Source organism: Candidatus Nanosynbacter sp. TM7-087, from assembly GCF_022828365.1.
In the GTDB taxonomy this organism is placed as follows: domain Bacteria; phylum Patescibacteriota; class Saccharimonadia; order Saccharimonadales; family Saccharimonadaceae; genus Nanosynbacter.
The window spans coordinates 248,635-262,159 of sequence record NZ_JAJQJU010000001.1 but is presented as its reverse complement, the minus strand read 5'-3'; the positions used below and the strand labels follow the sequence as shown (position 1 = coordinate 262,159).

11 protein-coding genes and 2 tRNA genes are annotated in these 13,525 nt (G+C 45.1%); 7 read left to right on the top strand and 6 right to left on the bottom strand.

The genetic code is table 11. From position 1 onward, the window contains the following. Positions 1-57: 57 nt before the first annotated feature. The gene (locus LRM41_RS01355) at positions 58-516 is read left to right on the top strand and encodes a GreA/GreB family elongation factor (RefSeq protein ID WP_243819145.1); all 459 of its coding nucleotides are present in this window, start codon (positions 58-60) and stop codon (positions 514-516) included. 142 nt (positions 517-658) lie between these two features. On the opposite strand, the gene LRM41_RS01350 is transcribed toward LRM41_RS01355, so the two are convergent. Next, positions 659-733: transfer RNA gene (locus LRM41_RS01350), tRNA-Gln, on the bottom strand. Between the two features lie 73 nt (positions 734-806). Between LRM41_RS01350 and LRM41_RS01345 the strand changes: the two genes are divergently transcribed. Both LRM41_RS01345 and LRM41_RS04035 read left to right on the top strand, forming a co-directional pair. Next, positions 807-2,126, top strand: coding sequence for a class I SAM-dependent RNA methyltransferase (locus tag LRM41_RS01345; protein WP_243819144.1), 1,320 nt, complete (start codon positions 807-809; stop codon positions 2,124-2,126). Positions 2,127-2,128: 2 nt separating this feature from the next. Beyond that, positions 2,129-2,506 carry a DUF3021 family protein gene (locus tag LRM41_RS04035; RefSeq protein ID WP_353524483.1) on the top strand — a complete coding sequence of 126 codons (378 nt, stop codon included), beginning with the start codon at positions 2,129-2,131 and terminating at the stop codon, positions 2,504-2,506. A gap of 8 nt (positions 2,507-2,514) precedes the next feature. On the opposite strand, the gene LRM41_RS01340 is transcribed toward LRM41_RS04035, so the two are convergent. Genes LRM41_RS01340 through LRM41_RS01330 form a run of 3 tightly spaced genes read right to left on the bottom strand, consistent with a single transcriptional unit; the run spans position 2,515 to position 5,688 of the window. Further along, the gene (locus tag LRM41_RS01340) at positions 2,515-4,827 is read right to left on the bottom strand and encodes an HAD-IC family P-type ATPase (RefSeq protein ID WP_243819143.1); all 2,313 of its coding nucleotides are present in this window, start codon (positions 4,825-4,827) and stop codon (positions 2,515-2,517) included. After that, positions 4,827-5,315 carry a hypothetical protein gene (locus LRM41_RS01335; protein ID WP_129636653.1) on the bottom strand — a complete coding sequence of 163 codons (489 nt, stop codon included), beginning with the start codon at positions 5,313-5,315 and terminating at the stop codon, positions 4,827-4,829. Before LRM41_RS01335 ends, LRM41_RS01340 begins: the two co-directional genes overlap by 1 nt. Before the next feature lie 55 nt (positions 5,316-5,370). Continuing rightward, positions 5,371-5,688, bottom strand: a complete 318-nt coding sequence (locus tag LRM41_RS01330) for a hypothetical protein (protein ID WP_243819142.1) — start codon at positions 5,686-5,688, stop codon at positions 5,371-5,373. 99 nt (positions 5,689-5,787) lie between these two features. Between LRM41_RS01330 and LRM41_RS01325 the strand changes: the two genes are divergently transcribed. The 4 genes from LRM41_RS01325 to LRM41_RS01310 all read left to right on the top strand — a co-directional run bounded on the left by LRM41_RS01325 (position 5,788) and on the right by LRM41_RS01310 (position 11,618). Then, positions 5,788-9,084 (top strand): ATP-dependent helicase, encoded by a 3,297-nt coding sequence (locus LRM41_RS01325; protein WP_243819141.1) that lies wholly within the window; start codon positions 5,788-5,790, stop codon positions 9,082-9,084. Positions 9,085-9,522: 438 nt separating this feature from the next. After that, positions 9,523-9,593 (top strand) — tRNA-His (locus tag LRM41_RS01320). Positions 9,594-9,766: 173 nt separating this feature from the next. Beyond that, entirely contained in the window at positions 9,767-10,729 is a 963-nt protein-coding gene (locus tag LRM41_RS01315; RefSeq protein ID WP_243819140.1) for a tRNA dihydrouridine synthase, read from the top strand. A gap of 13 nt (positions 10,730-10,742) precedes the next feature. Then, entirely contained in the window at positions 10,743-11,618 is an 876-nt protein-coding gene (locus LRM41_RS01310) for a protein kinase family protein (RefSeq protein WP_243819139.1), read from the top strand. Between the two features lie 35 nt (positions 11,619-11,653). Here the strand turns inward: LRM41_RS01310 and atpC are convergent, their stop codons facing one another. Next, positions 11,654-12,079: an ATP synthase F1 subunit epsilon gene (atpC, locus tag LRM41_RS01305; protein WP_243819138.1), complete on the bottom strand. Its 426-nt coding sequence runs from the start codon at positions 12,077-12,079 to the stop codon at positions 11,654-11,656. Between the two features lie 2 nt (positions 12,080-12,081). Next, positions 12,082-13,515 carry a F0F1 ATP synthase subunit beta gene (gene atpD, locus LRM41_RS01300; RefSeq protein ID WP_243819137.1) on the bottom strand — a complete coding sequence of 478 codons (1,434 nt, stop codon included), beginning with the start codon at positions 13,513-13,515 and terminating at the stop codon, positions 12,082-12,084. Between the last annotated feature and the right edge of the window lie 10 nt (positions 13,516-13,525).

The window sequence follows — 13,525 nt, the reverse complement described above, 5'->3', positions numbered from 1 at the left end:
AATTAGATGTTGTAATAGGATTGTTGATTGGCAAATTGCCGATCCGAAAGGGGAAGTATGAGTACAACATTTTTAAGCAAAAAAGGATTTAAAGAGCTTCAGAAAGAAATTTCTGGACTAGAGATTTCAGAGAAAGCGCTTACGTTGGAATTGAAGGAAATTGGGCGCGCCAAATCACGTGATGACAAATTACGCCGCAACGATGTAATTACGCAACTGGAAAATATTCAATCAAAAATCTTTACGAAGAAGGATATTTTACGTCACGCCAAGCCGCTGACAAGAAAACGTGATCGATTGAAAATTGCTATTGGCTCAGTCGTGGATTTGGTGGATCAACAGGGAAAAATTTTCCGCTATACGCTAGTTCACAGCATGGAGGCAAACCCTCTGGACGGGCGAATTTCCGTGGATAGTCCGTTGGGAAAAAGCTTGCTAAATCACAAGAAATCCGAAACTGTTTCCTGGAAAAACGGCTTGGCGACCAAGCAGCTACAGGTTATCAACATTAGCTAATCTCAATTGTCCACCACGACAGTTTAGTCCTCACTAGCGAATGGGGACTTTTTTATTTTAATAGCATTTTATTCCGTTTCTGAAATTTAATATAAAAACAAAAAATCGCCCAAAAGAGCGACTGTTTATGTCTGTTCAAATTTGGCTGGGACGGCAGGATTCGAACCTGCGAATGCTGGGACCAAAACCCAGTGCCTTACCACTTGGCGACGTCCCACTATTGCCAGGACAATGACGATTATAGCACGCCAGACAGAAAAAATCCACACATCCTGATATAATATAACCTAATGAGAAAACAAATTTTTGAGACTTTAAGATTGGAAAAAATCGTTGGTGGCGGACAAGCCATCGGGACACTTGACGACGGCCGCAAAGCGTTCGTCTGGGGAGGGCTGCCGAAAGAACTTGTAACGATTCGCGTGACAAAGAAAAAATCACACTTCGTCGAAGGAATAGTGACGGAAATTATCGAGAAAAGTCCAGAGCGAATTACGCCGAAGGATGAAAATAGCTATTTAAGCACCAGTCCTTGGCAAATAATGCCGATGTTCAGCGAGCAATCGTACAAAGCGTCGCTAATCGAAGAGGCTTTTTCACTTCACAACGTCACTCTACCTGGGAAAATTAACATATTTTCCGACGGCGTGGAATTTAATTATCGCAATAAAGTTGAGTTCAGTTGGTTTGGCGACACAACAGAAAATAGTACAAAAGAAACTCTGGACTTGGCGTTTTTCAAGCGTGGCGGTAAGGGAAAAGTCATCGTTGACGGAACCAGCTTGGCGCATCCGAGCATAAATAAATTGGCAATTGAAATCCGCGACCTATTAAGGATAAAGCCAGTCACTGCTCGTCAATTAAAAACCCTCTTAATTCGTTCAGATCAGCAGGGAAACGCCGTCTGGCAATTGTACATAAAAGATAAGATAGAAAGCCTGATTTCCGACGATGAAGCCAAATTATTATCAGCCAAAGGTGGCGAAATAATCTATTCCGACCCCAAAAGCCCAGCCAGCAGAATCACCGAACGCTTAGAGAAATTCGGCAACACGACACTAAGCGACACGATTTTAGGCGTCGCCTTCAACTACGCTTGCGAAGGATTTTTCCAAGTCAACATTCCCGTTTACGAAAAAGCCTTGAGCGATATGAAAGCGTGGATCAATTGCAATAAAAAAATGCCGACTCTTGACCTTTATTCTGGAGTTGGGACAATTGGTTTGACAATTGGAGGCGATGACGTGACACTCGTGGAAATTAACGAACATGCCGTTACGGAGATGCAGAGGAATATTGCCAAGCTGAATCGACCGAATGCCAAGGCGATTTTGGCGCCAAGCGAAAAATCTCTGGAATATATAACTGGCGAGCAAATTGTCATCGTTGATCCGCCGCGTGCTGGACTTCACGCGGACGTTACTAATCGACTACTGGAAACTGAGCCGCCTCGGATTATTTATCTGAGTTGCAATCCAGTCACGCAAGCGCGAGACGTCAGCCTACTTCAGGAAAAATATGAAATCGTGCATCATCAAGGCTACAATTTCTTCCCGAGGACGCCGCATATTGAGCATCTTGTGGTTTTGGATAGAAAGCGTAATCTATAGCCATGAAGACTAGAATATTAAAGCAAGCTACATTTAGAGGAATTATTCCTTTTGTTATAATGTCGACATTAGCTCTCATAATGGCATATCAAAAAATTGACCCGTCACAAACTAAGGGAACATTCTTAACTGGCGTCATAATATCCATAGTTGCAGCCGCATCTGTAATATACGACATTAAAAAATGGTCACTACTTAAGCAATCTGCCATACATTTCGTCATCATGATATTGACAATTTTCCCTTGTTTATTAATAAGTGGTTGGTACGAGTTAAGCTCGTTCGCAGACTATTTGAAAGTATTCGGAATATTTTTACTATGCGGTTGCGTTTTCTGGACTATAGGATATCTCGTTTTTGGCAAATTACTGAATAGATAGACAAGTTACTACCGAACGATTCGCCGACCAGCCCAGCGAGCAATGAATAGCTGGGCTAACATCGCTACGACAATTGCGCCAGCTGCTGGCCACATTATGAACAAATTTGGCACGGTGAAATCAAAAAAGTCGCGCAGGAACCCAAAACTAAAGCTTCCAGCCGCCACAATAATCACCGACAGAAGATAAAGCAAGCGAGCGCGCTTGGCGGATTTATCGATAGCTACGTCCAGCATAATTCCCACCAAGAACACCAAATATACGCCAAACAAAGTCGCGGTGAGCACCGTCATCGTTGCGACTTCTGCAGCGCGACCAGGGAACATAACAGAAGTAATCCAATAGGTGAACGCGACAGTCACGCCAGTAATTAAAGCAATCGGCGTAACAGCCAGCAAAGTATCGTGCCAGAATCTCTTCGGATTTATTCGATGCTTCGGTACTGGCGGAAACAGCGTCCACATAAGCGTCGGCATCGTCACCAGAAAAATATTCATAAACGTAATGTGGCGCGGCGAATATGGATAATTCATATTGATGAGAATCGTCGCAAGAAGAAGCGTCACGCCGTAAATAATTTTATGGAAAAATAGAATAGCGATGACTTCGATTGCTTGCATAATTTGATTTCCCAATTTCATTCCCATCGGCAGAGAAGTGAATGAATTATTAAGCAATATAATGTCAGAAACTCGACGAGAAGCCGGCGCGCCAGCGTACATTGCCACGCCCAGGTCCGCCTTTTTTAGCGCCAAAGCGTCATTCACGCCGTCGCCAACCATACCAGTGAACTTGCCAGATTGCTGGAATCGATTGATTAAGCGCTCTTTTTGGTCCGGCAAAACTCTGGCGAAAATCGTGTAAGTATCAGCCGCTTTATTAAATTCATCTTCGCTAAGTGCCGCCAAATCTTCGCCTAAAATCGCCTTTTCTGGATGTTTAATTCCAGCTTCCTTGGCGATGTATTGAACTGTGCGCGGGTTATCGCCAGAGATTACGCGAATAGTTACGCCTTGGCGCTGCAAAAAATCCACCGTTTCAACAACGCCATGACGCAGGGAGTTGCGCAGAATAACTGCACCAATTGCCGTTCCAGAGCCGTTTTTCAAGTCTTTCAATTTGGTTTTATCATCCGAAAATTCAGCTAACATCAGCACGCGTAAGCCATTGTCAGCCCAATCATTCAGCTTCTTCTGAGCTTCCTTATCTACTGGCGCCAACTTCGACACAAACTCTGGCGCGCCCATCATTAACGTCCGAATTTCACTGTCAATATCAGCCCTCACACCCGCCATTTTACGCGCCGACGAAAACGCCATCACTTCCAGAACTTTCGTATTTTTTGGCGACGTAGCTTCCGCCAAGATTGCACGGCCAGTGATATTTCCGCCGCTGGTTTCATGAGCAATTAACGCCGCAAAACTGGCGATGTCAGAGTCTGAATAGCCAATCCTATTACTGAACGCCGCGACTTTTTCAAGCGTAACTTCATCGCTAGTCAAGGTGCCTGTTTTATCTACGGCCAGCAAATTCAGAAGTGCCATCGCTTCAATTGCTGACAATTTCTGTGGCAAGACTTTCGCCTGAGCTAGTCGCAGCGAGCCGAACGCCAAAAGCAGAGAGCTTGCCAACAATAAACCTTCCGGCACGACCGTAACCGCTGCCGAAGTGATGGTTTTTAAGATGACGACGACGTTATCGCCAGAGAAATAATAGACGATAGCAATGAGTAGCGACAGGACAATTGCGCCGTAAGTCAAGAAATAAATTGCGCGCCAAATCGCTAATTGCAGAGGCGTGAGTTCTGGTTTGTAACGCTTCAGGACTTGGCTAATCGCGCCAGCTTTCGTGTCGTCACCAATCGCAATTACTCGCGCCGCACCTTCACCAGCCAAAACCGTCGTCGCCGCTAACATGACATCGCCATTCTTCTTTTCAATCGACGCAGACTCGCCAGTCAACATACTTTCATTCAGCTCCAACCCCTTTGACTCGATAACTTTCGCGTCCGCCGGTAGTTCATCGCCAGCCTGAATAAGAATCTCATCGCCAATCTTAAGCTCGTCATAATCAACCTCGACAACATTTCCGTCTTTCAGCAATCTAGCTTTCGGCGCGCTCATCAACTCCAATTGCCGTAAAACTCGCTTAGCTCTCAGCTCCTGAATAATGCCGATCGTCGAATTCACGACAATCACCACCGAGATAAACCACGCATCACGATATTCGCGAACATAAACCAACGCGCCAGCCAACAGAAAAATCACCACGACAATAGGGGAGAGCAGATTCCGCTTAATAATGTCCAAGTAGTCGCGCATTAGCTCGTTTGAATCCTTCTGTAGCTGAACCTTGCGCCAACTCGCCAATTTCCGTACGCGTCAGAATCAAATTGATATATCTCGCCATTTTTCACTTCAGAAATCAAAACCAAGGCGGGATTATACGGCGCCAAAGTTTTATAAAAATGCAAATCTTCATCCGTAACGTGCTTTCTTCCAGGAAAAACTTCGCGGAATTTGCGCTTGCCGATGTCTTCAAAATATCGCGGCTGACCTTTTGGCGGAAGGAATAATTCCGCCCGCATACCCATTCGTGAAATTATCTTTTTAACGTCAGATAAAATCAACGGCGAAGTCGCTTCCAAATACATCATTAGCTGCTTTTTATTCGTCAAAAACACCGACGCCTTAGCCGTGCGACTAACATCGGCGTGCCACAAAATTATCGATTGAACATCAATTGGAAAACCAAATTTTTCCTTAGCAATTCGCTCCAGCGCCAGCTCGTCGTACGTCGCCTTATTCATAGATAATATTTTACCATTTTTTTATGAGGTGCGCGAGATGGCAAAGATGTAAAATCTAATAACCAGCCTGCATGGTCGATTCAACTGCTTGACGGGAAATGTCCAAGTGGCTTTTACCCTTAAACGCATCTTCTGGATGTTTTTCATTCCAATCAGCGACATTTTCTTCAGTACAATCTTTAATGGCATGATTAACACAAAACTCAAGTCGCTTAATGCTTTGGGCGTTTTCAAGATAATCGATGGAAGACTGGACTGATATTCGATATTCTTTTTCATTCAGCCAGTAAACTTGATAACTCAGAAAAATCAACGCAATCGTCAGCACAAACATATATATATGACTAAATCTTATCTTCTTTAAGTTTTTCATTTAATCCTCCTTATGCTAAATTTATAGCCTTGGGCGAATTTTGTAAATAGCAATTTTGATATTGCGCTCTGAAGCCTGCCAGCATGGTAAAATAAAACTATGGATTTCAATACTCGTTACGCTAAATTAAACGATAATCAACGTCAAGCAGTCGACTATATTCACGGATCGCTTTTGGTAATTGCTGGGCCAGGGACAGGGAAAACCGAGCTTCTGAGTATGCGCACCGCCCAAATCCTAAGGCAGACCGACACTTTGCCAAACAGTATTTTATGCTTGACGTTTACTGAAAGCGGCGCCACGAATATGCGCCAACGTCTCCGCCAGATTATCGGTGAAGATGCGTATAAAATTGCGATTCACACGTTCCACAGTTTCGGCACAGAAATCATCAATCAACATCGCGAGTATTTTTTCCGTGGCGCCGACGCTCAGCCAGTTGACGAATTGACGCAATATCAAATTATCTCTGAAATACTCGAAGAACTTGATTGGCGGAATCCATTAAGCGCGAAAAACAACGGGGAATTCGTTTATATTAAAGACCTTATTCGCATTATTTCCGAGTTCAAGCAAAGTGGCTTAACGCCGTCAGAATTACGGGCAATTATTGAAGACAATCAAAACACAATCGCCGAAATTGCGCCAGATATTCAGCAAGTATTTTCCGCCAAAATATCGAAAAAGACAATTGAAATGTTTGCGCCGATAGCTGAGAAAATTGCCAATTTAGCCGCCAAAAACCCTGACGAGAAAAACTCAAAATTGCCAGCCTCAATCACGCCATACGCCAACGTTTTGGCGCTGAGTATCGTGCACGCCACCCAAGAAGCACTTGACGAAAACTCAACCAAGCCGCTGACTGCCTGGAAAAATAAATGGTGCGAAAAAAATGCCAATGGCGAATTTGTCCTGAAAGATTTTACCGCCGCAGAAAAATTATCTGCCGCAATTGACGTTTACGAAAAATACGTAAATATTCTGTCCGAGCGTTCATTATTTGATTATGATGATATGATTTTATCCGTTATTCAAGCCTGCGAATTTCACCCAGAACTGCGCGCAAATCTCCAAGAGCAATTCCAATTCATCATGGTCGACGAGTTCCAAGACACGAACTTGGCGCAATTACGATTACTGTTCAATTTGACCAGCGAGAATGACGATAATCCAAACATCATGGCGGTCGGCGATGATGATCAAGCAATCTTCAGCTTCCAAGGTGCAGACGTGGGCAACATCCAGCGCTTCCGTCAACATTATCACGACCCAAAAATCATTGTTTTGACCGACAATTATCGTTCTGCCGAGAACATTTTATCCTCAGCGCGGGACGTCATCACCCAAGGCGCGGATCGATTGGAAAACACAATTGACGGACTATCAAAACAATTGACCGCACACGCAAATAGCGAAGGCTCAAAAGTCGAAATCCAAGAATTCTCGTCTATTAGCGAAGAGCGAGCGGGAATTGCCAAACAAATTGCCGAGCTGATAAAAAATGGCGAGAAACCAGAAAACATCACGATTATTGCGCGCCACCACAAAGAACTCATTGAAATTCTTCCACATCTTTATAAGGAAAATCTTTTCGTCAATTACGAGCGTCACGACGATATTTTGGAGCAAGATATAATTCAGATTCTGGACAAATTAGCGCGAACTGTCGTGGCGATTAGCCAGAATAATTTGGACGTTGCCAATAGTCTACTACCGGAAATTACGGCTCATCCAGCGTTTGGATTTTCTGCACTGGACATCTGGAAATTGAGCCTTCAAGCTTACAAAAATCGGCAATTATGGCTGGAAAGTATGCTGGCGAATAGCGTATTTAAGGAATTTGCGGAGTGGCTTTTGGAGCGCGCCAAAGACGTGCCGAATCTACCACTGGAAGAGCAATTGGACAATTTATTAGGCTTAACTAATGACGAAAGCGGCGACCTTCAGGTCAATTCTCTCGCCAATTTCTATTTCTCGCCAGAAAAGCTAGATAAAAACCCAGAAGCATATCTGACAATCCTGGAAAGTTTGCGTACTTTGCGTCAAAAACTTCGCGATCGAATCACCGATAAAAACCCAACTCTGGAAGATTTTTTGGAGTTTATTGACTTGCATATTTCGACAAAAACTCGCTTAACACAAATTCGCACGCACGCAAGTTCACTCAGCGGCGCCATAAATTTGATGACCGCTCATAAATCTAAAGGTCTGGAATTTCCGCACGTTTTTGTGATTGGGGCAATTGACAGCGCTTGGGGCGAGAAAGTCCGTACGCGCAGTCGAGCTATCCGATATCCCGCAAATCTCCAACTTCAGCCAGCGGGCGCTACTTACGACGAGCGGCTTCGGTTGTTTTTCGTGGCGATGACTCGCGCCAAAACCACATTGACCATGACTTATTCCCAAACCAACGATTCCGGCAGCGACACGATAATTGCCAGTTTCTTGACGAATTGCACGCCGACCATCATTCCGACCAGCGATGATCCAGCTGAACAAATTGAACTCGCTGAAACCGATTGGACGACGCGACTAACTTCACCAATCGTTCCAGAATTAAAGGATTTATTGGCGCCAGCGCTCGAAACATACAAACTTTCCGCGACGCATTTGAATAACTTCCTCGACGTTTCACGTGGCGGACCGCAAAATTTCTTATTGAACAATTTACTTCATTTTCCATCCGCCAAAAATTCCGCCGCAGCTTACGGAACCGCGATTCACAGCAGCCTTCAGCAAGCACATTGCTCATTCAGCGCCGATCATCAATTGCCAAGCACCGAACAAATCCTCCAATTTTTCCAAAAATCCCTCGAGAGCCAGCATTTGCCGGCGGACGATTTTCAATTGTACTTGGACAAAGGAAAGTCGGCTTTGACTGCGTTCTTAAACGCCAAATCTTCAGATTTTCACGACACGGACTTGGCGGAACTGGACTTTTCACACCAAGGCGTAATTATCGATAACGCCAGATTGACCGGTAAACTTGACGTCGTCGACATCGACAAGCAAAACAAAACCATATTTGTAACAGATTATAAAACTGGCAAGCCATCGCATTCTTGGAAAGGTTCGGCCGATTACGAAAAAATCAAACTTCATAAATATCGTCAGCAATTGATGTTCTATCAGCTACTGGTCGAGCATTCACGCGATTATGGCAATTTCACGTTTACCGGCGGGCGACTACAATTTGTCGAACCAGACGTGAAGACCGGCGATATTCTCAGCCTGGAAGACACATTCTCCAGAGAAGAGCTGACTGAATTTACGCAACTGATTGAGATTATTTGGCGAAAAATCACCACGTTAGATCTGCCGGATATTTCTGAGTATTCGGCGGATTATAAGGGAATGCTACAATTCGAAAAAGATCTGTTAACAGGCGAAATATAAAAATATTCTGGTATATTGTTGCATTTTTTTATAATTAGTGTTATTATAATAAACGCTTTTGTTGGTAGAGCTGATTCTATATCGTGCTCTCCAGGAGCATAGATAAGGTCAGCTCTTTTCTTTAGGAAAGAGGTGAAGGCGATGTTTGAAGATCGCTCTCGGGAGGCATACCGTAAGGCTGCCGAAGCCGTCCAGAATGGTACGGCAAACAGCAGCCAAAAGGCCATGAATGACCGAGCCGCCAAGTATGTCGGCAAGATGGGCGACGATGCTCGAGCTGCCCAGAGGGGAGAGCTCAAGTCTTCTAACTAGATTTTGAGCCATCCTAACTGACGGTCGCAGATTTTAATCTACGAAAAAGCTAACTTAGCGTTAGCACAAGAGCGTCCGTCCGCTCCTGGCGTGATTCCCCAGCCGGTAGTCCGGAAAAGAATCAAAGGACATGTTAGATCGGAATCCCTCTATCTCGCATGAGAAAGAGGATGAGGGTTCGACTCCCTCCATGTCCACCGGGAAGCAAGACAAAGGCGTTTTGCTTCCCCCCATTCTTGGGCTCGCGAGATTCACTCGTAGAGTCACCCTCAACGCAGAGGACGATTCCGAGCAGAACCGTTTGAGTCCGCCCACACCCTATCTCGATGATGAGATAGGGTTTTCTCCTTTTTGTGATAAAATAACAGAGATGACATCGTTTTGGAATGATTTACCACAGCCATTTTTCATATTGGCACCAATGGAAGCCGTCACTGACGTCGTGTTTCGTCATGTCGTGAAACAAGCTGGCGCGCCAGATATATTTTTCACCGAGTTCGCAAATGCTACCGGCTGGGTTCACGCTGGCGATAAGGCCATAGCTGGGCGACTAATTAAAACCGACGATGAACAGTCGCTGATTGCGCAAATCTGGGGCGGCGAGCCAGGGGACATGGAAGCTTTCGCGAAGCACTGCGCGGAACTTGGTTTTCACGGAATTGATATCAATATGGGTTGTCCCGCCAAATCCGCCATTAAAAGCGGTGGTGCGGCTCTGATTCGTCGACCCGACATAGCGATAGCTGCAATTGACGCCGCCAAAAAATCTGGATTGCCTGTTAGTGTAAAAACTCGGCTGGGATATACTTACGTCGATGAATGGCGCGAGTGGCTTACGGTCATTCTCAAGCAAGACATCGTGAACTTGACGATTCATCTGCGTACAAAAAAAGAGATGAGCAAAGTTGCGGCGCATTATGAATTGATTGACGAGATTGTTAAACTGCGCGATGAAATTGCCCCACAAACTCTTTTGACTATCAACGGCGACATTCGCGACCGAGAACATGGCTTGGAAATTGCCAGAAAGCATCCCGGCGTGAATGGAATTATGATTGGGCGAGGCGTTTTCAGTGATCCGTTTTGCTTCCGCGAATCGAAAACTGACACAGACGACAATCATAAAGAAGAACTATTGACGCTTCTTAATTATCACTTGGATTTATTTGATTCTTACCAGCCGATTTTAGGGCGACCTTTTGAAACTCTAAAACGTTTTTTCAAGATTTATATTCGCGATTTTGATGGTGCAAAGGAGCTTCGGGAGAAATTGATGCACACTACGACAACCGACGAAGTCCGCCTAGCTATTGCAAATATCCGTGATTTGTGATATAAAATAGTTTATGCGTCAGCTCGAAAGATATTTATCTATAACACCAATCGCTATTGATGATACGAGAGATTTGCGGAAACAAGTAGATCAACTATATCCAGGAGATATTGCATTATTTGGCACCGACCGGTTAGGTGTGCCATTAGATTATCTTTACATAGGGTTAGATCCTCGCGACGATTACTCAGAAGGTCGCCGCAATAGCATCAATGAAGTTGGGTTTTATGATGCAACATCATACTGCTCGGGCGTACCTCTCGCAACCCAACCTTGGGCAATCAAGCCATATCTTACACCGCGCGCAGCATTGAAAGATATTGATACAATGCGAGATATCAATAGCCTAGAGCACCCTCAAGCAATTCGCACCTTCGAGCCGAAAGGCGTTATCCGCCTCGAGAATGGAGAAGTGGCAGTGATTACCGATTTTATACAAGGCGTGCGGAGCTGCGACAGTCTAGTCGACGAATACCGCGAAACTATGCTACCTGAAGAAAAAGCACGGCTTATCGCTCGTACTGCATTCGCCACTATGCACTATTTTCACAGCCTAGAAAAACCGTATACAATGAATGACGCGCAAATAAAAAACTTTGCATTTACTATCAACACTGAACCGTGGTGCATTGATACTGAAACATTTCAGCAAACCAATAAAGACTCGGCAAAAATCGCTAGGTTCGTGCGAGACGTTGGGAGTTGCGCCTATTCAATGAGTGGTCAATACAATTACGACGGTCAGCGGATGTTAGACCCAGAACTTATTATCGAGCATTTTATTAAGCCATACGAAGAGGATATTCCTAATCTATATTCCTATGACACTGTCGATATTGCGCAAGTGTCAATCGAGGATCTCAAGCAAGACATAGCACGAGGAGCCTAACAATCAGGCTCCTTCGTAGCATTGCCGATATATAATTAGCGTCGTCGCTTACGTCTATGAAGATCAGCAACCTTCAATCGCACCATATGACGGTCGATAAGTTGCTTGGCTTTCTCGCGCTCAACTTGATCGCCAGCCTCATCACGCGCCTTGATAGCACGCTCCAGAGCCTTCTGAGTTTCCGCCTCGATGATGTCGTCACCGTGATCAGCTTCATCAACCAGAATTTGCACCGACGAATAATCAATTTTTACCACGCCACCAGAGATTGCGAAATATTCCAACTGATTATCGGAATCTTCTTTATGTCGACGCACAGTAATCACGCCGTCCCGTGCAATCGTCACTAGCGGCTCATGGCTTGGGAAAACGGATATTTCGCCGTCAGTAGTTGGAATTGACACCGAATAAACTTCTTCGTCAACCTTCGTACCGATAAGTGTGACTAATGACAATTTCATGACTATTTAGCTTTCTTTTCAGAATGTTTTTTAGCCTCGGCAGATTCAGCTTCAGCGTCGCGAGCAACTTGATCAGCCAGCGTACCCTGGACCATATAGAACCAACTCTCAGGTTTATCGTCATATTTACCAGCCAAGATATCGGCGGCGTCACGAATTGTATCTTCCAATTTAACGTAAACACCTGGGTTCCCGGTAAATTTCTCAGCCACGTGGAATGGTTGCGCCAAGAATCGCTGAATACGTCGAGCGCGGGCAACAATCTGCTTCTGATCGTCCGACAATTCTTCCATACCCAAAATAGCGATGATATCCTGAAGCTCTTTGTATTGCTGCAGAATTCGCTGAACCTCACGCGCCACGCGGTAATGCTCTTCGCCGACAATTTCTGGATCAAGCGAGTTTGAGCTGGAGTCCAAAACGTCAACCGCTGGATAAATACCAATTTCCGTCAATGCGCGGTTCATCACGATCGTAGCGTCAAGGTGAGCAAAGGTCGTAGCAGGAGCTGGGTCGGTCAAGTCGTCAGCTGGCACATAGACAGCCTGAACAGAGGTAATCGAACCCTTCTTTGTTGAAGTAATTCGCTCTTGCAAGGCGCCCATTTCCTGCTGGAGGTTTGGCTGATAACCAACCGCACTCGGCAAACGACCAAGCAATGCCGACACCTCAGCACCAGCCTGAGTGTAACGATAAATATTGTCGATAAACAGCAAGACATCTTTACCTTCGTCACGGAAAGCTTCAGCCATCGCCAGACCCGACAACGCCACGCGCAAACGTGCTCCAGGTGGCTCGTTCATTTGCCCAAAGACCAGCGAAGTCTTATCCAAAACGCCAGCTTCTTCCATTTCATAGTAGAGGTCGTTACCTTCACGCGTTCGCTCACCAACACCAGCAAAAACAGAGTTTCCAGAGTGAAACTTAGCGATATTGTTAATCAACTCAGTAATAAGAACCGTCTTACCAACACCAGCACCAGCAAACAAGCCAGCTTTTCCACCCTTAGCAAGCGGGGCAATCAAGTCAACAACCTTAATACCAGTTTCCAAGATTTCAGTCTTATTTGACTGCTCAGAAAGCGCTGGAGCAGGGCGGTGAATTGGGGCGGTTTTGCCCTTTGGCTGCGGCTTCTCGTCAATTGCTTCACCAACAACATTAAACATTCGCCCTTGAGTTTCTGCGCCGACTGGAACGGAAATTGGTGCTCCAGTCGCAATAACCTCTGCACCACGACTCAATCCATCCGTTGACGATAGGGCAATTGTTCGAACGGTATGCTCGTCCAAGTGCTGAGCGACCTCCAATACCAAATTCTCATCGCCGTTTTTAACGTGCAACGCGTCGTAAATCGCTGGAAGTTCAACGTCTCGCGGAAATTCCACATCGACGACCACGCCAACGATCTGAATAATTTTACCTAAATCTTTTGCCATCTTCTTCTCC